Source organism: Ruegeria sp. HKCCD6647-2 (assembly GCF_057221075.1).
In genome coordinates this window covers 35,632-55,600 of record NZ_JBWVBD010000002.1, presented here as the reverse complement: position 1 = coordinate 55,600, position 19,969 = coordinate 35,632, and the positions used below count along the sequence as shown (strand labels likewise).

The window sequence follows — 19,969 nt, the reverse complement described above, 5'->3', positions numbered from 1 at the left end:
TTATTTGCCACCCTGCACGTGTTCGAGGAAAGCCGCCTGCCTAGCCGGATCCATCTGTCCGAAGCTCGCAAGGCAATAGGCATCAAGCTCTTCAGGAAGTGCCATGTCAGCCCAGAACAAGGCCTCGTCCATGTAATTTAGAAGGGGCGCAATAGGCTGTCCTGCACCATTGTCCAGCACGCCCTCTGCGATCGATTTGGCAGCGTCGTAGCTGAGAGATTTCAGCGCCATATAGGCAAGCGCTTCACGTTGCTGCTGATCCAGTTGTGCCTGTAAAATTAATTCAAGGCCAAGCCACTGGTTTTCGCCGTTCAGCCAAAGGGTGTACCCAATTGAACGCGACACCTTTTTAATGTGCTCAGGAATATGATCAGCGATGCTTACACCCACCTTGTGCGACGGATTGCTGCATTGGGGGTAAACACCAAGTTCTGCACAGCCAGCAAGTGGTAGATTTGTGACGTTAGTGGCATCCGAGTCCAGCTGCCCATGTTCACAAAGGGGCAGGGAGGAGCGACGCAAACACGTGTCGGTAGTGTTATTCCAGCTTTGTTTGCTCATTTTTGCCTCACCACTGAGGCGCTGGCGAACCTTTAAGTCCAGGATTGGGCTGCGATTGGTTGATCTCAACCCTGCTCCCGGTGGTCGCTCAGCGCCGGTGGCTATTGTTATTGGGCTTTTTCGTCGCGAAGGGCACGGACGTGAGTGTCCACTTCGTCTTCCGGCCAATAAAGCTTCCCGCCGAGTTTAACCGGTTGCGGCAGACGCCCGGCCTGGAGATCGAGATAAATTGCAGAGCGTGACCGCCCGCCTAGCTTTTTGCGCAGTTCTGCGAAGTTGAGGTATTTCATAGTCACAATCCTTTTTGGTTCGGGATTGTGCAACCGTGACCAGAGGAGCCTGTCTTTGGGATTGTGAAAAGAAATCAGAAATTAAAACACAAGTCTCTCGCTTGGTTCCAAATGTCACGAGCTGATTGCTCTGTTTGCGCAGTTGCGGGATGTAAAGCAGCGATTGCTGACCAGGCAGCACCAGCCTCGCGTGCATCCAATGTACGCAGGTACCCCAACCATTTTTTCCGATGCTGCCGTTTTACAACCAGTTTTCCTTGAAGCCGTTTCTGGAGCCTCATTACTATTTCGCGCGCTTCTTCCAGCTGACCCTGAAGCGGTTTGTTTAAGTCAAACTTGATCGTCACCTCGTGCGGTTCAAGCCACGTTGAAAACTGTGCGGCTGACAACCCATTAACGACTTCAAGCACTCCTCTAACGCTTAAGTGACGTTGTGCTCCATTGATCAAACGCCTCTGCTTTGAAAGTTCACTACGCGGCAAGATTGCTCCAGCAGGTTGTGAGCCGATACGTGGGTTGGGAATGCCGAGATAGTCAAACTTCTCTGAAGCCTCCCGCTTGAAATCCTCTGTACCGAAGGCAAGAAAACCTGCATCTCTGGGGTCTAACCCGACATTGCACTCCAATTCTTTCTGGTGCGTATATTCTGCCCACCGATCGAAGTGCTCACGTAGATCAGATCTGCGCCGAAAGAACTCCCACCTCCAACGATTTAGCGTCCAGTCTTTGGTGTCGCCATAGGCTGCAGCGTCCCTCCAATCGGGGATGCCCCATTCGCTCAAATCAGAAGAGGGCTCCACAGTCTTATCCGAAGCGTAGTCGTTGTTGTTCCGCTGATTCATTGATTGGTCGCCAGCTTTACGACATGACCTGCACCACCTGACAGAAAGTCCGCCCAACGTTCCGCCAGCACAGATCTCTGCTCAAGAAAATCAGTGCGCCGATAGGCTCGAACCACGCCAGAGTCGGTTGTATGTCCCAGCATTGCTTCCGCAACTTCGTGCGGTGCGTCGGTCGCTTCAGCCAGCCAATCGCGAAGGCTACTTCGGAAGCCGTGTGGACGGGCGTCCAGTTTGCGACGTTCCATCATCCGCGAGAGTGTCATATCAGAAATTACGCCATGTCGTGTGTTCGGGAACAGAAAGCCACGCCTGGCATGAGGTAGGGCCAGTTTGATAACGCGATGCGCTTCCTGCGAAAGCGGCACACGGAAATCACTTGTTGCCCCTTTTCGACCTTTCATGGCCTCACCGGGTATAGTCCAAACGTCTCCCTCAATCTGTTCGAGCCTGATAAAGCGCAAAGGTTTAGAGCGAACGCCGGTTAGGATGAGCAACCTCATAGCAAGGTTCGTAGGCGAGGGTTCCTCTAAGCTCGAGTAGAAAGCAGGGACATCGCTCCACAGCATTGCTGGGATATGTTTCGGCTTGTGACGTGACTTTCCCAACAACGCTTTGGCTTTTTCTGTCGCCTGAAGGTCAACGTCCAATCCAAGCGCGGCCGCATGGCGAAAGACTATGTTTAGCCGGTTCATTGCTTTGCGTGCTGTATCGGCTTTTGTGTGCCAGATTGGGGCCAGGGTGTCGCGAATGTCGCGCTGGTCAATGTCTGTTATTGGAACCTTTCCAAGCTTTGGCAGGACATGCCCATTTAGCGGTGAGAGCCAACGCCCGGCTTTTCCATCACCTTTGAGTTCAGCCTTTCGCGCTTCGAATGTATCTGCAGTCAGAACCGCAAGTGAAACATCTTCCCGCCGCGCCGCACGTGCCTCTGCTTCACGCTCCTTAACCGGATCGCGGCCTTCCGCAGCAACCGTACGCCAACGCTGTGCAACACTTCGAGCACTTGCAAGAGAAAGAGTTGGATAGCCGCCTAAACCCATTTCGCGCCTTCGGCCATGCACAGTTACACGAAGCATCCACTGCGCGCCACCATCGTCTCGTTTAATAAACCAAAGCCCAGCGCCATCGCAGTGTTTACCCACAGGTGCTGATTTTACAAAGGAAGCCGAAAGTCTGTTTGTTGCCCGCATTTATATCCACCCTGATGTCCACCTTACCCTATTGGATGGTGCCAAACACGACAAGACAAGTTCGGACAGTTTAGTCAGCTAAATCAATGTAATAGAATGGCAATCTGCACAGGAACGAACAATCTCAAACAAGTTGTATGTGCCGCCCCCGGGCACCACTTCATCAGGTAAACTCTCGGTTTCACTCCAGCTTTTAAAAGCAGGTTGGAGCCGTAGACCATGGTGGAGGCCAGTTTAAACTCGTCACCTTTGTTAAAAACGGTGTTTTCTACTTCAGTCGTCGCATCCCGATGGAGCTTTGTCGTCACTACACCTCGCCGGCATTGTCCAATCGTCGCGCCCTCGCTCGGCAAAAAGGAAACAAACTCCGACAGTTTCAGATAGTCAGACCGGAAGAATCTCAGGTTACTTCGTACTATGTCGCTGCACTCAATCTGCTTGCCTTAGCCGTTCCGCCATTTCGGAAAATCCGCGCATTTCTGCGTGTTGAAGAGGTGTGGCGCCTTCTCGGTCGGTGAGCATTCGATCGGCCCCGGCCGTGAGCAGTGCGTCGAGCACGGCCTGGTGGTTTTCTCCACCGTCGCCCAGAACCACGGCCTCCATCACCGCCGTCCAGTGCAGATTGTTGACATGGTCAAGCGGTGCGCCGGCGGCTACCAATCGTCTGACAACTTCGACATGACCGAGATGCGCCGCTGCGATAAGCGCTGTTCCGTCGTAGGGGCTGGTTGTGAGGCCCGGATCGTTGCCAAGTTCAATAGCAAGCGACATCAGTTCAGGATCGTCAGCCACTGCGGCAATTGTGACCACATCATAGGCCTGTCCTTCAAGTGCGTTCATGTCGGCCCCGGCTTCAGCCAATGCGCGAAGGGCTTCGTCTTCCGAGGCGAAGGCTGCCACGTGCACCGGTGTGCGTCCGCGGGAATCGCGAATATCGACGTCGGCACCCTTTGCAACCAAGTGCCTGATTTTTGCGACATCACCTTCCTGCGCGGCTTTTAAAAGCCCGACGTAAGCGGAAATCTCCTGCGCCGTGGGTGCCGTCTGCGCCATTCCACCGGTGGCCAATCCCATCAAAACAGCTGTGATCATGAGGCGAGCCATGACGATTTTCTCCTCGCGAATGGTTGGTACAATTCCATGCAATAATTGTTCGAACTGCTTCTTGACTGTGAAGACAATACGGGTTCGAGCCACGGCCTTTGCCAAGAAGTCTGACGGCAATCCGAGAGAGTTTTTTCAGGCAACTAGTGCATGCAGCAGAAAGCGCCGTGTTTGACATCCTTCATCAACGTGTCGAAGTCCTCGCCGCGCATCTCGACCAAAGTCTTATGGTCTCCCGCCTCGAACCAGATTTTGTCAAGCCCTGTAAGGCTGTTATCCACGACGGTCGGTACGTCATAGGCATCGCCTACTGGCGGTACCGCACCAAGGTCGCAATCATCAAACAGATCGCGCACTTCGGATTCTGGCGCCAAACCGAGGCGGCGGTTCATCATTGATTGCAGAGCGGTGAGGTCAACCTGATGATTGCTAGGCAGAACTGCCAGCATCGGACCTTCCTCCATGTGGATGAGAACGGATTTTGCAAGGTGATCGCCGGGTACATGTGCCGCTTCGGCGCATTCGCTGGCGGTTACGGCATAGGGATGTGGAACAATATCAAAGGGAATCCCTTGAGCGTCCAGATGATGTTTCAGGCGAGTTGCAATAGTCATGGTGCCCTCCGTGTTTTCGAAGGCGTCCCGGTCGCGAAACTGTCACGGTGCGCAACTAGGGCGCAATTTGGGGTGTAAGACCATATTGTGCGCCTATTGAGCGGGTCGGGCAAGAGGACAGTAAATGCCTCACAACGAAATGGGCTGATATAGTCCTGTGTTCTGAGATCGATACCAGCGCAGGTGGCACTTCCCTCGAATGCTCAGCCTTCCGCGCTGCTTTTTCTCTACTAATTCAGCGAAGGCAGCATTTGCCCCTCAGCGCGAGCACCCAAACACAAAACGCCGTGTTGAGTTTGCAGTGACTGCTGTCGGGCCGCGCAGCGTAAAAACAGACGGTTAGCGGAGTTAGCGAGGAGATCTGAATCGGTGCCATAGGTTCCCAACAGACCCTCGTTTGATGTCAATACCATTGGGAAAAGCGCTTTCTTCGAGAGCACAGACTTGAAGGTGTTTCAAATCCGGCCTTAGAAACCGGCATGGTTTTGAAACACTTTACCGGGCCAGATGACCTGAGCACTTTGCGTGTTCGAAAGATGATTTTGTCTCGTGTTCACGATCCAACGCCACAGGGAGCGGGATCTTCCTGTGTACTTCATCTCCTCTCAACTGCTTCCGATGATGTCAGCTGACATCTCCAGCAGAAAAGACCCTAAACCGGTTCAGAATTTGAGGACTTCCCGGCTTTCTTTGCGGCGCTGGCAACGTCGTCTATCGTTTTCTCGACGGCGTCGACCTCGGTTTCTGCGGCATAAGCCGCACAGCGGGCAACGGTTTCGAACCACTCCTGCGCGTCTGCTATCATTCGGTCTGCTGAACGGCGTTGCCACTCTGTCATGGTCTGCATCGCTTTGGACGGGTCAGCAGGGCTCGCGGACGACGCAGTACGCGCAGCCTTGAGCGCGGTCCGGACAGCCTCATGGCGCCGTTCAAACCAGTGCTGTGCAAAGGTTTCGGCTTCCTCAAGCATTTTTTCTTGGGCGTCCCAGAATTGCTCGATCTGAGCATCTAAAACGGGGTTCGTCGCAGCCGAGGGTTGCATCAGCCTGAATACGTCGACAAGGGTGCTGGGGTAACTTGATTGGCGTTCCTGTTCTGGCATCAAAATCTCCTCCCATTACCTGATTGGGTAATTTTACCAGATTTGCAAAATCTTCGCATTAATTTGGATCAATCCATATCGCGGTGTTTCTGACAAAAGTTTTCTTCAAAACAGAAGAAGCGAATAAATCCTTGAAGGCCGCACCTCAGACATTCAGTGCTGAAAATGAGCATATTGTTCTGCTTATTCTTTCCGCGAATTGCGAAAAGTGGCTGACAATTTATGCAGGCTGGCAGCGCTAGTGTGGAGGACGAGTACTTTCCAATTGTCGCTGTCGAGGACTCGGTCCAGCTGACACGCCATGAACCAAAATTTGACTGTCGTTGTTGTCGAGCAGAACAAAGAACGCGCTTTCGCAATTGTCGATGCCTTAAAGGAGTCTGGGGATGTGGACGTCTTTGTGATTGGCAGTGTCTCAGGGCTGGCGCGCAAGATTGCTACGCACAACCCGGATATCGTGTTGATCGATATCGACAACCCTTCGCGCGATATGCTGGAAGAGCTGACGGTCGCGTCGGGTCCGTTGGAGCGTCCCGTGGCAATGTTCGTGTCTGGCGCAGCAGGCGGACTGGCCAAGACAGCCGTCGAGGCTGGAGTATCTGCATATGTTGTTGATGGTCTGCAGAGTGAGCGCATCAAACCCGTCATCGACACCGCAATCGCTCGGTTTCAGGTTTTGCGCCAGATGCGTACGGAACTGGCCGAGACACGCCGTGCGCTGGAAGAACGCAAGGTCATCGACCGGGCCAAGGGTTTGCTCATGAAAGCCAAGGGCCTATCCGAAGATGAAGCATATGCCCTGTTGCGCAAGACTGCGATGAACCAAAATCGTCGTGTTGCCGATGTGGCCGAGGCGCTGGTGACCGCATCAGGGCTCTTGTCATGAGAACCGTATCCCTTCCGGTCGCGTATATGCCCCTTGTCGATGCGGCCCCTTTGATCGTCGCTCGAGAAATGGGCTTTGATCGTGCCGAAGGGATTTCTCTGGATCTGCGCCCGGCACCGTCCTGGTCATCCCTGCGGGACATGCTGGCCTTCGGGCATGTGGACGCAGCGCATTTATTGTCGCCGATCCCGGTCGCCATGGCTCTGAACCTCGGAGGTATCTCAACGCCGATTTCGGCGGTTTCCGTATTGTCCTTGAATGGAAACGTAATCGGTGTCGGTCGCAGCCTGGAAAACCGATTGCGTAAACACGGGTATGGCTTTGATTTTCGCGATGCAGCTATTGCAGGCGCCGCGCTTGCTCGGGTTGCTGCTGGACCGCTTGTCATCGGTGTGCCCTTTCCGTTTTCAATGCATGTCGAGCTGCTACGTTACTGGGTGCAGGGAACGGAACTTGCATCAACACAAGTCGAAATACGTACTGTACCGCCTCCGCTAATGGCGCAGGCTCTGGCTGCCGGCGAGATTGATGCTTTTTGCGTGGGTGAACCGTGGGGGTCATTTGCCGTCGACAAGGAAGTCGGCGCGCTGCTTCTGCCGGGACGGGCGATTTGGACTTGCGCACCCGAGAAAGTGTTGGCGGTTCGCTCTGACTGGGCCGAAACTGAACCGTACTTGTTGGGCAGTCTAGTGCGGTCAGTCTGGCGGGCTGGGCGGTGGCTTTCGAAGCCCGAAAGCCGGACCACCGCATCTGAAATGCTCTCACGAAAGACTTATCTGAACGTATCTCCGGATCTGGTTGATCGGGCGTTGTTGGGCGAGTTCACCATCTCTGCGCGTGGCGACCAGAGGACGATCGAGCAGTTTGTCGAGTTCTTCGATGGCGCAGCCTCATTTCCATGGCGCAGTCAGGCCAAGTGGATCGGGCATCAACTGGCGGTTAGAAGCGGCATCGATCCGATGCAGGCTGAGCGTCTGGCGGCAGAAGTGTTTCGCAGCGATTTGTATCGCCGCGAGTTGCAGGGTTCCGGGGCGGAACTGCCCGGCGCATCGGAAAAGCTGGAAGGCGCTATCCCCAACTCGATGGCGGTGGCTTCTGCCACTGGTAGCCTGATTCTACCCCCGAACGTCTTTTTCGATCGGCGTATTTTTGAGCCCTCCGAATAAGAGTGCACAAAAATATTGCACTGCAGCGAGAAAAATTGCTGCGATGCAGAAAGAAATCCGATCGATACACCTTTCTTGATGACACCCTACGACAACGATGTCGTAATCATCTTATCGGCAGGCAGCGTCGCCCACCGTAGGAATTCGCCCAAAGCTGTGGGCATCTCACAAGAGCAAAGCCGCTCGACCAACCGCCATTTCTTCCCGGCGGTTTGTGTCGGCGGCTTTTTTGTTTGCCCAAGGAACTGGGCGGGACCGAAAGGGATCGAAATGAAAAAACTTGTTCTGAGCCTTGCGGCGACCACCGCGCTCGTTTCTCCGGCCTTGGCCGAGCTTGAGCTGGAAAAAGACGAACTGACCTTTGGCTTTATCAAACTGACGGACATGGCGCCGCTGGCTGTGGCTTATGAGCAGGGGTATTTTTTGGACGAAGGTCTCTTCGTTACGCTCGAAGCACAAGCCAACTGGAAAGTTCTGTTGGACGGAGTGATCGACGGGCAGTTGGATGGGGCGCATATGCTGGCTGGTCAGCCGCTGGCTGCGACTATCGGATACGGGACCGAGGCACATATTATCACACCGTTTTCGATGGATCTGAATGGCAACGGCATCACCGTATCCAATGAGATATGGGAAGAGATGAAGCCAAACATCCCGGTGATGGATGATGGTCGCCCGCAACACCCGATCAGCGCCGAAGCGCTGGCTCCGGTCGTTGAGAAGTACAAATCCGAAGGCAAGCCCTTCAACATGGGTATGGTTTTCCCGGTTTCGACCCACAATTACGAACTGCGCTACTGGCTGGCCGCGGGCGGTCTGCATCCGGGATTTTACAGCCCAGAAAACGTGACCGGTCAGATTGGTGCGGATGTGTTCCTGTCGGTGACCCCCCCGCCGCAAATGCCGGCCACTTTGGAAGCCGGCACGATCAATGGCTACTGCGTGGGTGAGCCGTGGAACCAGCAGGCCGTATTCAAGGGGATCGGCGTTCCGGTAATCACCGACTATGAGCTGTGGAAGAACAACCCTGAAAAAGTCTTCGGCATCACCGCCGAGTTTGCCGAGGAATACCCGAACACTACGCTGGCAGTGACCAAAGCCCTGATCCGCGCTGCGATGTGGCTGGATGAAAACGACAACGCCAACCGCGCGGAAGCGGTCGAAATCCTAAGCCGTCCGGAATATGTGGGCGCAGACTATGACGTCATCGCAAACTCGATGACCGGCACGTTTGAATACGAGAGGGGCGACAAGCGTGAAGTCCCCGATTTCAACGTATTCTTCCGTTATAATGCGACATACCCGTTCTACTCGGACGCCGTCTGGTACCTGACACAGATGCGTCGCTGGGGCCAGATCGCCGATGCGAAGCCGGACAGCTGGTATAACGAAGTGGCCAAGTCCGTCTACAAACCCGAGATCTATCTGGATGCAGCACGCCTGCTGGTCGAAGAAGGTTTGGCGAATGAGGCCGACTTTCCCTGGGACAGCGACGGTTACAAAGCGCCGACACCGTCCGAGGATATCATCGACGGCATAGCCTACGACGGTCGCACGCCCAACGCCTATCTCGAAAGTCTGCCCATCGGTCTGAAGGGCGATCAGAAGATCGTCGGCTCGGACGTGCAAGGATAAATCCGCAGCGCCACGCCCGGCATCAGTCGGACGTGGCCCCCACAAGTGCCCCGCCATCGCAAGGACACATCAGATGACAACGGTCGATCCCGAATTCAATACGGACGCTGCAAAGCAAGAGCGTCGCGCCCACCTTTTCACCCGCATCAACGCCGCCGACAAATGGTTCCAGGTTCTTGGCCTCAGCTGGGCCACACCGGTCCTAAAGGCCGCCGCCGGAGACAACCCGCGCGCTCAGATGGCCGAGATCTGGCGTTTGCTGGTGGTGCCTCTGTTGTCGATTTGTGCCTTTCTGCTGTTGTGGGCGACTTTGGCCCCCAAAGTGCAGACCTCGCTTGGCGCGGTCCCCGGACCGGCTCAGGTTTGGGAAGAGATGATCAACTTGAACGAGGACGCACGGGCCAAGGCCGCCAAACGCGCCAAATTCGAGGTAATGGTCGAGAAACGGAACCAAAAGCTGGTCGACGCAGGCCGCGCGGATGAGGTCAAGCAAGTCGCCTACACGGGCGCCCCGTCTTACTACCAACAGATATGGACTTCGATCAAAACCGTATTCTTCGGGTTTCTGATCGCTACGGTCGTTGCTGTCCCACTTGGCATCGCGGCCGGTCTCTCGCCCACTGCCAATGCGGCGCTGAACCCACTGATTCAGATCTTCAAGCCGGTCTCGCCATTGGCCTGGCTACCGATCGTGACCATGATCGTCTCGGCCGTTTACGTCACCAATGACGGCTTGTTCGCTAAATCCTTCCTGATCTCGGCCATCACTGTGACCCTGTGTTCGCTGTGGCCGACCCTGATCAACACGGCACTAGGTGTGGCGACCATCGACAAGGATCTGGTGAACGTCTCCAAAGTGCTGAAAATGAACACCTACACCAAGATCACCAAGCTGGTGTTGCCTTCGGCCCTGCCACTGATCTTCACGGGTTTGCGCCTCAGCTTGGGTGTCGGCTGGATGGTCCTGATCGCGGCCGAGATGCTGGCGCAGAACCCTGGCCTGGGCAAATTCGTCTGGGATGAGTTCCAGAACGGCTCGTCCAGCTCTCTGGCCAAGATCATGGTTGCGGTGTTCACCATCGGCATCATCGGCTTCCTGCTGGACCGGGTGATGTACGCGCTGCAATCCCTCTTCACCTTCACGAACGCCCGGTGAACGCGATGAGCATTCTGAGCTTCAAGAACGCCTCGAAATCCTTCGGTGAAGGCACCGCGCGAACCGATGTGCTGAAAGGTATCGACCTTGACGTGCAAGAGGGTGAGTTTCTGGTGATCCTTGGTTTCTCGGGCACCGGCAAGACGACCCTGATCAATTTGATGGCCGGGCTAGACACCCCAACCGGCGGAGAGGTCACGTTCAAAGGCACTCCGATCAAGGGGCCGGGCCCGGAACGTGGCGTGATCTTCCAGAATTACTCTCTGATGCCTTGGCTGACAGTAAGCGGCAATGTGGGTCTGGCGGTGGATACTGTCTTTCCCAACCTCAGCAAGGCGGAGAAAGCCGAGAAAGTGGCGCACTACGTCAAGATGGTTGGTCTCAGCCACGCCGCCACGCGCCGCCCGGCTGAGCTGTCCGGTGGGATGCGCCAGCGGGTCAACGTCGCGCGTGCATTGTCGATGAACCCCGAAGTTCTGCTGCTGGATGAGCCTTTGTCGGCGCTGGATGCGCTCACCCGCGCCAATCTGGCGGATGAGATCGAACACATCTGGGAGGCCGACAAAAAGACCTGTGTCCTCATCACCAACGATGTCGACGAGGCGATCATTCTGGCCGACCGGATCATTGCTCTGAACCCTGATGGGACATTGGGGCAAGCGTTCCGCGTGTCGATCCCCCGCCCGCGTGATCGGGGTGCGATGAACAACGATGAGACCTTCAAACGCCTCCGCGCTGACGTCACCAAATACCTGATGGACGTGGGGATCGAGGCCAAGGTCGAAGGCTCGCGGATCCTCCCGGATGTCACCCCGATCCACGGCGTTCCAACGGCAGTGGCCGAGGCGCAAAAGGGGATGATCGAGAACCGCTTCCTCGACTTCTCGCAGCTGCACAAGGTGTATCCGACGCCCAAAGGCCCTCTGACCGTGGTCGAGGATTTTGACCTGAAGATCGACAAGGGTGAGTTCATCTCTCTGATCGGCCATTCCGGCTGTGGCAAGTCCACGGTTTTGACTATGGCTGCGGGTCTCAACGACATCTCGAAAGGCGCGATCAAACTGGATGGTCGTCACGTCGAGGGGGCCGATCCCGAACGCGCGGTGGTGTTCCAATCGCCCAATTTGTTCCCCTGGCTGAGCGCCAAGGAAAACGTCGCGATTGGGGTCGACAAGGTCTATCCCAAGGCAAGCATCGCCGAGCGGCAGGACGTTGTGGAATACTATCTGGAACGTGTCGGACTGGCCGATGCAATGGACAAATCTGCCTCTGATCTCTCGAACGGCATGAAGCAACGCGTTGGTATTGCCCGCGCCTTCGCCCTGTCCCCCAAGCTCCTGCTGCTGGATGAACCCTTCGGGATGCTCGACAGTCTGACGCGCTGGGAGTTGCAGGACGTGCTGATGGAGGTCTGGTCCCGCACCAAGGTCACCGCAATCTGCGTAACCCATGACGTGGATGAGGCGATCCTATTGGCCGACCGGGTGGTGATGATGACCAACGGTCCGCAAGCAACCATCGGCAAGATCACATCGGTCAAACTGCCGCGTCCGCGTACGCGCAAGGCGCTGTTGGAGCACCCGGATTACTACGCTTACCGGCAGGAAGTCCTCGATTTCCTCGAAGAATACGAACACGGCGCCAAGCCAAAAACACCCGCCCCTAAGGCGATTGCAGCGGAGTGAACTCATGAAGCAAAGACTTGTTGTCATAGGCGCGGGCATGGCCTCGGGTCGGGTGCTGGAGCACCTGACCGACGCGGCACCAGATGCGTTCGACATCACCCTGTTCAACGCGGAACCGCGCGGAAACTACAACCGCATCATGCTCAGCCCGGTTTTGTCGGGTGACAAGACCTACGAAGAGATCGTCACCCATGACGACGCTTGGTATGCAGAGCGTGGTATTACCTGCCGTTTCGGCGAGCGTGTCGTGAATGTCGACCGTGAGATGAAAGTGGTCGAGGGCGCGAATGGCCACGTTCCCTACGACAAGCTGGTCATCGCGACGGGGTCGAACCCGTTCATTGTCCCGCTGCCGGGTCATGATCTGGACGGTGTGATCGCCTACCGCGATCTGGAAGACACCCAGCAGATGATGGCCATGGTCCCGGACAACAAGGTCGTTGTGATTGGCGGCGGTTTGTTGGGGCTTGAAGCGGCGGCAGGTATGGCCGCGCATGGCGTAGACGTCACCGTGGTGCACATCATGGGTCACCTGATGGAGCGTCAGCTGGACGAGGCCGCCGGGTATCTTCTTAAGAAATCGCTGGAAGAAAAGGGCATCAAGATCTGCCTGCAAGCGAATTCTAAGGAAATCCTCGGGCACGATGGCAAGGTCCGTGCGCTACTGTTGGAGGACGGGACCGAATTGCCCTGTGACCTACTGGTCATGGCCGTGGGCATCCGTCCGAACACAGCTTTGGCGCAAGAGGCCGGACTGGCCATCGGGCGAGGAATCCATGTGGATGATCAGATGCTGACCTCGGACCCGGACATCTATGCCGTGGGCGAATGCGTCGAGCATGACGGAGAGGTCTTTGGCCTTGTCGCGCCGCTTTACGATCAGGCGAAAGCGGCGGCGCAGGCCTTGTTGGAGGAAGAGGCGGCGTTCGTTCAGAAAACCCTTTCCACCAAATTGAAAGTTACAGGCTGTGACCTGTTCAGCGCGGGCGATTTCGCAGACGGGCCGGCACGAGAGGACATCGTCTTCCGCGACCCCTCACGCGGTGTCTACAAACGTCTGGTGATTGAAGAGGATCGCTTAATCGGTGCCGTTATGTACGGCGACACCACCGATGGAAGCTGGTTCTTCGGCTTGATCAAAGACGGCACCAACATCGACGAAATGCGAGAGACGTTGATTTTCGGCCCGGCCTATCAGGGGGGCGATACTGCGGACCCTCTCTCAGCCGTTGCAGCATTGCCGCCTGAGGCGGAGATTTGCGGCTGTAACGGCGTATGCAAGGGCGAGATTGTTGAGGCGATCAATGAAGGGGCCGGCGATCTGGGTGCGGTGCGTGCAAGCACCAAGGCCAGCGCCTCATGCGGAACCTGCACGGGGCTGGTTGAACAAGTATTGCAGGTCACTCTGGGAGACGAGTTCCAGATGCCTGCGGCGCAGCCGATCTGCGGTTGCACCGATCTGACCCACGAGGATGTACGGCGTCTGATCAAAGGGCAGAAACTAAAAAGTCAGGCCGCTGTCTGGCAGGAACTCGGCTGGACCACGCCAAACGGCTGCCATGTCTGCCGTCCGGCGATCAACTTTTACCTGCTGGCGGACTGGCCGCTGGAGTATCAGGACGACCCACAGAGCCGCTTTGTGAACGAACGCAAGCATGCCAACATCCAGAAGGATGGCACCTTCAGCGTCGTGCCACGTATGTGGGGCGGGATCACCAACCCAGCCGAATTGCGCGCCATTGCTGACGCCGCCGACAAGTACAATGTGCCGACAGTCAAGGTCACCGGCGGTCAGCGCATTGACCTGCTGGGCGTCAAAGGAGAGGACTTGCCGGCGATCTGGTCGGACTTGAACAAAGCCGGGCTGGTCTCGGGCCATGCCTATTCCAAGGGCCTCCGCACGGTCAAAACCTGTGTTGGAACCGATCACTGCCGGTTTGGAACGCAGGACAGCACCGGTCTCGGTATCAAATTAGAGAAAACTCTCTGGGGCTCATGGACACCGCACAAACTGAAACTGGCCGTTTCGGGCTGCCCGCGCAACTGCGCCGAGGCGACATGCAAGGATATCGGCGTGGTCTGTGTGGACTCCGGCTATCAAATCAGCATTGGCGGTGCCGCCGGTATGGATGTGAAAGAGACCGAGCTGCTGTGCCAAGTGCCCTCGGAACAAGAGGCGATTGAGGTCGTGATGGCCGTGACACAGGTCTACCGTGAGGGCGGCAAGTACCTGGACCGTCTGTACAAATGGCTGGGAAAGGTCGGCATGGACTGGGTCAAGGCGCAGGTGGTCGATGATCTAGAAAACCGGACCGCTTTGGTCGCCCGGTTCGAGCTGTCGCAAAGCGTTTACCGCAAGGATCCCTGGGCAGAACACGTGCGGGAAAAAGCGCAAACCTTTGCACCAATTGCAGATTTCACACTGGAGGCCGCGGAATGAGCTGGATCGACATCGGACAGATCGACGACGTACCCCTACGCGGAGCACGGCTTGTGAAAACTCATATCGGTTGCATCGCGGTTTTTCGCACAGCCGAGTCCGAAGTGTTTGCCGCCACCAACAGCTGCCCGCACAAGGGCGGTCCTTTATCCGAAGGGATCGTGCACGGCCAGTCGGTGACTTGCCCGCTGCACAACTGGGTCTTCGACTTGAACACAGGCGAAGCGCAAGGCGCCGATGACGGTCGGATCACCACCTATCCGGTGCGCCTGAAGGACGGTCGCATCCTGCTGGACGACAGCGCAGTTGCCCGGCGGAGTGCAGCCTGATGGACGGTACCGGCCTGCCCGAGGTCCGCTCGACCTGCGCCTATTGCGGTGTTGGCTGCGGCGTCCTGCTGCGCCCTGACGGTGCCGGAGGGCTGGCGGTTCGGGGCGACCCGGACCACCCGGCAAACCACGGGCGTCTTTGTTCCAAGGGTGCGGCCTTGGGTGAAACCGTCGGAACAGAACACCGGTTAATGAGCCCGCGTGCTTTTGGCAAGGACGTCGCGTGGGACGATGCGCTGCAACTGGTGGCTGATCGTTTCTCCTCGACCATCGAGGCTTACGGGCCTGACAGCATCGCCTTCTATGTCTCAGGCCAATTGTTGACCGAAGATTACTATGTCGCCAACAAGCTGATGAAGGGGTTCATAGGTTCGGCCAATATCGACACCAATTCGCGGCTCTGCATGGCCTCGACTGTGGCCGGTCATAAACGTGCCTTCGGAACGGACACGGTACCGGGTACCTATGAGGATTTGGATCACGCCGATCTGGTCGTCCTGGTCGGGTCCAACCTAGCGTGGTGTCATCCGGTCCTTTATCAGCGCGTGTTGGCAGCGCGTCAGTCTCGAGGAACAAAGATCGTCGTGATTGACCCCCGTCGCACGGCCAGTTGCGATCAGGCGGATCTGCATCTGGCACTAAAGCCCGGAAGTGACGTCGCCTTGTTCAACCGCTTGCTAGGCAGAATTCACGAAGGCGGGCATGTAGCGTCAGAGTTTCTGGAGCGGAGCGTCGGTTTTTCCGATGCCCTCGACACGGCGCAGCATGAGGATCCAGCCGTAACGGGTCTAAGCCCAGATCTGATCGAGGCGTTCTGTGATCTTTGGATCAAAACAGAGCGCGTGGTGACAATCTTCAGTCAGGGCGTGAACCAGTCCTCCAGCGGAACTGACAAGGTCAACGCGATCCTGAATTGCCACCTGGCCACTGGCCGGATCGGGCGAAAAGGAATGGGCCCCTTTTCGGTGACGGGGCAACCCAATGCAATGGGCGGCCGCGAAGTCGGCGGTTTGGCCAACACGCTCGCATGCCATCTGGACATAGAAAACGAAAGCCACCGCGCCGCGGTTCAGGAGTTCTGGGGCGCGCCGACCATGGCGCCAAGACAGGGGCTGAAAGCCGTCGATCTGTTTCGTTCCATTGAGGACGATCAGGTCAAGGCGCTCTGGATCATCCACACCAATCCGGCGGTCACCATGCCCGACGTTAACCGAGTGAGGGCGGCCATTGAACACTGCCCGTTTACCGTTGTCAGCGACCTGACAGCCCATACGGACACTTCGCGCATGGCAGATGTGCTGTTGCCGGCGGCGGGGTGGGCGGAAAAGAGCGGCACCGTAACCAATTCCGACCGCACGATCAGCAGACAGCGCGCCGTTTTGGCGCCGCCGGGGCAAGCACGTGCAGACTGGGACATAATTGCCGAAGTGGGACGTCGCATGGGGTGGGTGTCGTCTTTCAGCTATAAGACTCCGGCACAGATCTTTCGTGAACATGCTGCATTATCTTCTCTTGCAAAATCGTTTGGCAAAGACTTTGACATTTCAGGATTATCGGAAATCGAAGACGTTGAATACGCAGACTTGGCCCCCACGCGTTGGCCGGTGGCATCGGGTGCTACGGACGGGCGATTCTTTGGCGATGGACAATTTTTTTATTCTGACGGCAAAGCACGTTTTGTGCCGGTTACCCATCGACCGCCAATAGCTGGAACATCTGCACAATACCCGTATCTTTTGAATACCGGGCGCATTCGGGACCAATGGCACACCATGACCCGTTCAGGGCTGTCGCCCCGATTGTCAGCTCACCTCGCCGAACCTTTTTTGGATATCAACCCCAAGGACGCCGGAAGATTGGGCCTCGCTACCGCCGACTTGGTCGAAGTCAAAAGCCCTGTTGGAAGTGGAGTATTTCGACTTCGTACCACAGATACTGTCGCAACCGGCCAGGTATTCGCGCCAATTCACTGGACTGGTGAAACAGCTCCATCATCCCGTGTGGATGCGTTGGTTCCAAGTGTGACCGACCCAATCTCCGGGCAACCTGAAAGCAAGGCAACGGCGGTGTCCATTCGGCGTATGAAGGCTGCTTGGTATGGGTTCTCGGTGTCTGTTACAGCTCCATCGCCTGGGGCCGACTACTGGGCAACGGCCAAAACGGACAAGGGTTACAGAACGGAGCTTGCAGGATACCGGCTCGTCGAGGATTGGGAGAGTTCGGCAAGAGAATGGTTTGGCTTACCCGATGCCGTCTGCGCATCGATATCGGATCAAAATCGAGGGTCATTCAGAATTGCATTCTTCGAAGGGCATCACCTTTTGGCGGCACTGTTTGTATCCCCTGAACCGGTAAAACTGATGCGAGACTACATCGCGACCTTGCCTGACGTCTCACCCTTGCAGGTCTTGTCCGGGCGTCCTTCTTTGGATGTAGAAGATGCCGGGCCAACAGTCTGTTCGTGTTTCGGCGTCGGTTTAAAAACCATAATCCGTGCAGTTGACACCGGGCATTTTGTTGATGTGGACATACTTGGAGAAACCGTGCAAGCCGGAACAGGCTGTGGTTCCTGTCGGCCCGAGCTATCCGAAATAATCAAAAAGCATTCGTTTCAACCGGACAAGAAGCCTGAGAGTTGCTCGCAAGTCTAAGTCGTGCGAGCAAACTCTACCGCAGTGCCAGAGAAAGGCATTAGAAATTGGCCTCTCTCATCCGCTGGCTGTGGTTCCGTACCCACTACTTACGCGAGTGACGCGATTCACGACTTGAAAGCAAGCGGTGGGTATTTCTGGTCTTTTCTGACTTATGGACGGGCGAATGGCGCGTGCGGCTGGCCTGGCTGCCGAGCATGAAAAAGCAGACAATCAGATTGACGCCGAGCATCGGAAAACCGCCGTTCGGCGTCCAGTTTGGACGTCGAAAAGGGGATGCGAACGCCTGATTGAAAGAACCAGAGTTGAAGGGAGTAACAAGCTGAACGCCATCTGTGATCGCAAAGGGCGACCATTGAATCCTGTCGTTAATGCCGGACGGGTCAGTGATTGCATCGGTATACAGGTCCTCTTGAGCCGTCAGACGTGTCGACTGGTTGCTGAGGGATCAAGACCACGGCGCCGGTTGGGTCATAAAATCCATAAAAGACAAGGTGGTCCGCACATGTATCTCTGGCCGAAGCAACATAAAGTGACCGTCAAATTTGAAAATCGCGCTCCAGAATTCGCAACCGCAATGAGGAACTGTTCGGCTGGTTCAAGAACTGGGGCGTGTCGCGATCGGATACGACAGGTGCCCAAATGCATTCCCATCTACAATCGCACTCCCGTCAATCGTCATCTACTGGCTAAGTGTCCAGACACTGGGAACCTACGATGGGCCTTCGTGCTAAAAGACGGTCGAATTGGCGTTTGGCCGGTCGGCGCACCAAAGAACAGATGACTCCGTTGAATTGGACACAAGTATGATTGGTCAATAGAATAGTATTGAAGACAACACCCGACATCCATTGTCGGTTTGTTTTGCCTTCAAAAGCCGGCATTCAGTTTTTTTGCAAAATTGTTCAATTCAAGGATAACACCGAGGCAGCCTTCATGAACCTTTCGCGACTATCTTTGCTGCTTGTTGTGTTCATTGACGTGATGGGTTTTGGTCTAATTCTGCCAATCTTCAATACGATCTTACTGGATCCACAGCAAAACTTCCTTCCGCAAGATACTCCGAGAAACATTCGTCAGTTCGATTACACGGTTCTGATTGCGGTGTTCTTTTTGTTCTACTTCTTTGGGGCTGCCTTCATCGCCAAGGTGTCAGACTATATAGGACGCAAGAAAGGAATAATGATTTGCCTGACCGGTGCTTTGATTGGGTATGTTCTGACCGTGGCGGCGATCATGACAGCAAGCTATTGGCTGCTGCTGTTGGGGCGTGCGGTTTCCGGGTTTACGACGGCAAATCAACCCATCGCGCAGGCCGCTTTGATCGACATAAGTCGTGACGATCAGGAGAAATCGAAAAACCTGGGGATGATTGTCGCGGCATCGGCCTTGGGTCTTCTCGGGGGGCCGTTGATTTCGGGATTGTTGAGTGACCAAAACCTGATGGGGCCATTTGCATCGCTCGAGTTGCCATTTTATGTCGCAATCGGCCTTATCCTGATCAACATGGCGCTGATCCTGATATTCTTCTCGGAGCCCGGGTTCAAAAAACGAAAAATTGACTTTGGGCTTCTGGATGTCGCCATGAATTTGTGGAAAGTCCGTTCGCATCCGGTTGTTCTGCGGCTTTCCGTTGTCATGCTGTTCTCGCTTATGTGCCTGAACGCGTTTTTCTTTTTCCTTGACACCTATCTACTGACCAAATTCAAGTTCGGCACGCTTCAAAACAGCATGGCTCTTGCTGTATTCGGTGCATCCATGGCCTTTGGCAGCGCTTACCTGACGGCGCCATTGCACGAACGATACAAGAAATTCCGCATACTATACGCCTCTATCGCGGCCATGGGCATTGGGATTTTGGCATTCATGCTTAACCCTGTGGCCGATCTTTCTTATGTCCTGATCGTTCCAATAACGATCGCTTTTGCGATCATGTATCCGACCATGTTGTCCTTATTCTCCGGGAGTGTCGGCTCGTCCGAACAAGGCTGGGTGATGGGTGTGACTGTAGCAATTTACGCGTTGGGGTCCGGAACAATTACAGCCCTGAGCGGGTCACTCATGGCCATCAATCTGCGGATGCCATTTCTCATCGCCATCGCATGCTGCATTTTGGCGCTGATTGCGATGGCAAAACTGTTTCGACATCCGGGTGTCCAGGCCCTCGATACTAAGGGCAACTAGGTACTGCTTTGTATCCTGCACAACGCGAAGTGCATCACTTTGCCCGATGGCGGCCTGCCGGGCATCGATTTTTTGGCTATCTTTGAACTTCCCGGAGGCCACCAGGGGTTCGGCAATGATATCGCTCACTGTCT

17 protein-coding genes are annotated in these 19,969 nt (G+C 55.8%); 9 read left to right on the top strand and 8 right to left on the bottom strand.

Features of this window, described 5'->3' with window-relative positions; translation table 11 throughout:
- The 8 genes from AC2TDJ_RS06300 to AC2TDJ_RS06265 form a co-directional block, all read right to left on the bottom strand.
- Entirely contained in the window at positions 1–561 is a 561-nt protein-coding gene (locus AC2TDJ_RS06300) for a hypothetical protein (RefSeq protein ID WP_480840349.1), read from the bottom strand.
- 107 nt (positions 562–668) lie between these two features.
- Positions 669–851, bottom strand: coding sequence for a helix-turn-helix transcriptional regulator (locus AC2TDJ_RS06295; protein ID WP_480840347.1), 183 nt, complete (start codon positions 849–851; stop codon positions 669–671).
- A 74-nt stretch (positions 852–925) separates the two neighbouring features.
- A complete protein-coding gene (locus AC2TDJ_RS06290; protein WP_480840345.1) occupies positions 926–1,693 on the bottom strand; it encodes a hypothetical protein in 768 nt (255 codons plus the stop codon).
- Complete coding sequence (locus tag AC2TDJ_RS06285; RefSeq protein WP_480840343.1) at positions 1,690–2,883, bottom strand: tyrosine-type recombinase/integrase; 1,194 nt, start codon at positions 2,881–2,883, stop codon at positions 1,690–1,692. The genes AC2TDJ_RS06290 and AC2TDJ_RS06285 overlap by 4 nt, the downstream gene beginning before the upstream one ends.
- An 83-nt stretch (positions 2,884–2,966) precedes the next feature.
- Positions 2,967–3,191 (bottom strand): hypothetical protein, encoded by a 225-nt coding sequence (locus AC2TDJ_RS06280; protein WP_480840341.1) that lies wholly within the window; start codon positions 3,189–3,191, stop codon positions 2,967–2,969.
- Between the two features lie 121 nt (positions 3,192–3,312).
- Positions 3,313–3,987: an ankyrin repeat domain-containing protein gene (locus tag AC2TDJ_RS06275; RefSeq protein WP_480840339.1), complete on the bottom strand. Its 675-nt coding sequence runs from the start codon at positions 3,985–3,987 to the stop codon at positions 3,313–3,315.
- Between the two features lie 143 nt (positions 3,988–4,130).
- Positions 4,131–4,601: an aminoacyl-tRNA deacylase gene (locus AC2TDJ_RS06270; RefSeq protein WP_480840337.1), complete on the bottom strand. Its 471-nt coding sequence runs from the start codon at positions 4,599–4,601 to the stop codon at positions 4,131–4,133.
- Between the two features lie 652 nt (positions 4,602–5,253).
- Positions 5,254–5,703 (bottom strand): phasin family protein, encoded by a 450-nt coding sequence (locus tag AC2TDJ_RS06265; RefSeq protein ID WP_480840335.1) that lies wholly within the window; start codon positions 5,701–5,703, stop codon positions 5,254–5,256.
- A 301-nt stretch (positions 5,704–6,004) separates the two neighbouring features.
- Between AC2TDJ_RS06265 and AC2TDJ_RS06260 the strand changes: the two genes are divergently transcribed.
- The 9 genes from AC2TDJ_RS06260 (at position 6,005) to AC2TDJ_RS06220 (ending at position 19,835) form a co-directional block, all read left to right on the top strand.
- Entirely contained in the window at positions 6,005–6,589 is a 585-nt protein-coding gene (locus tag AC2TDJ_RS06260) for an ANTAR domain-containing response regulator (protein WP_480840333.1), read from the top strand.
- Complete coding sequence (locus AC2TDJ_RS06255) at positions 6,586–7,755, top strand: ABC transporter substrate-binding protein (protein ID WP_480840331.1); 1,170 nt, start codon at positions 6,586–6,588, stop codon at positions 7,753–7,755. The genes AC2TDJ_RS06260 and AC2TDJ_RS06255 overlap by 4 nt, the downstream gene beginning before the upstream one ends.
- A 270-nt stretch (positions 7,756–8,025) precedes the next feature.
- Positions 8,026–9,390, top strand: coding sequence for a CmpA/NrtA family ABC transporter substrate-binding protein (locus tag AC2TDJ_RS06250; RefSeq protein WP_480840329.1), 1,365 nt, complete (start codon positions 8,026–8,028; stop codon positions 9,388–9,390).
- A 73-nt stretch (positions 9,391–9,463) separates the two neighbouring features.
- Positions 9,464–10,546 (top strand): ABC transporter permease, encoded by a 1,083-nt coding sequence (locus AC2TDJ_RS06245; protein ID WP_480840327.1) that lies wholly within the window; start codon positions 9,464–9,466, stop codon positions 10,544–10,546.
- Positions 10,547–10,551: 5 nt separating this feature from the next.
- The gene (locus AC2TDJ_RS06240; protein ID WP_480840325.1) at positions 10,552–12,231 is read left to right on the top strand and encodes an ABC transporter ATP-binding protein; all 1,680 of its coding nucleotides are present in this window, start codon (positions 10,552–10,554) and stop codon (positions 12,229–12,231) included.
- A gap of 4 nt (positions 12,232–12,235) precedes the next feature.
- Positions 12,236–14,671 carry a nitrite reductase large subunit NirB gene (gene nirB / locus AC2TDJ_RS06235; RefSeq protein ID WP_480840323.1) on the top strand — a complete coding sequence of 812 codons (2,436 nt, stop codon included), beginning with the start codon at positions 12,236–12,238 and terminating at the stop codon, positions 14,669–14,671.
- The gene (gene nirD, locus AC2TDJ_RS06230; RefSeq protein WP_480840321.1) at positions 14,668–15,000 is read left to right on the top strand and encodes a nitrite reductase small subunit NirD; all 333 of its coding nucleotides are present in this window, start codon (positions 14,668–14,670) and stop codon (positions 14,998–15,000) included. Before nirB ends, nirD begins: the two co-directional genes overlap by 4 nt.
- Positions 15,000–17,651: a molybdopterin-dependent oxidoreductase gene (locus AC2TDJ_RS06225; RefSeq protein ID WP_480840319.1), complete on the top strand. Its 2,652-nt coding sequence runs from the start codon at positions 15,000–15,002 to the stop codon at positions 17,649–17,651. The genes nirD and AC2TDJ_RS06225 overlap by 1 nt, the downstream gene beginning before the upstream one ends.
- A 936-nt stretch (positions 17,652–18,587) precedes the next feature.
- The gene (locus AC2TDJ_RS06220) at positions 18,588–19,835 is read left to right on the top strand and encodes an MFS transporter (protein ID WP_480840317.1); all 1,248 of its coding nucleotides are present in this window, start codon (positions 18,588–18,590) and stop codon (positions 19,833–19,835) included.
- Positions 19,836–19,969 lie beyond the last annotated feature (134 nt).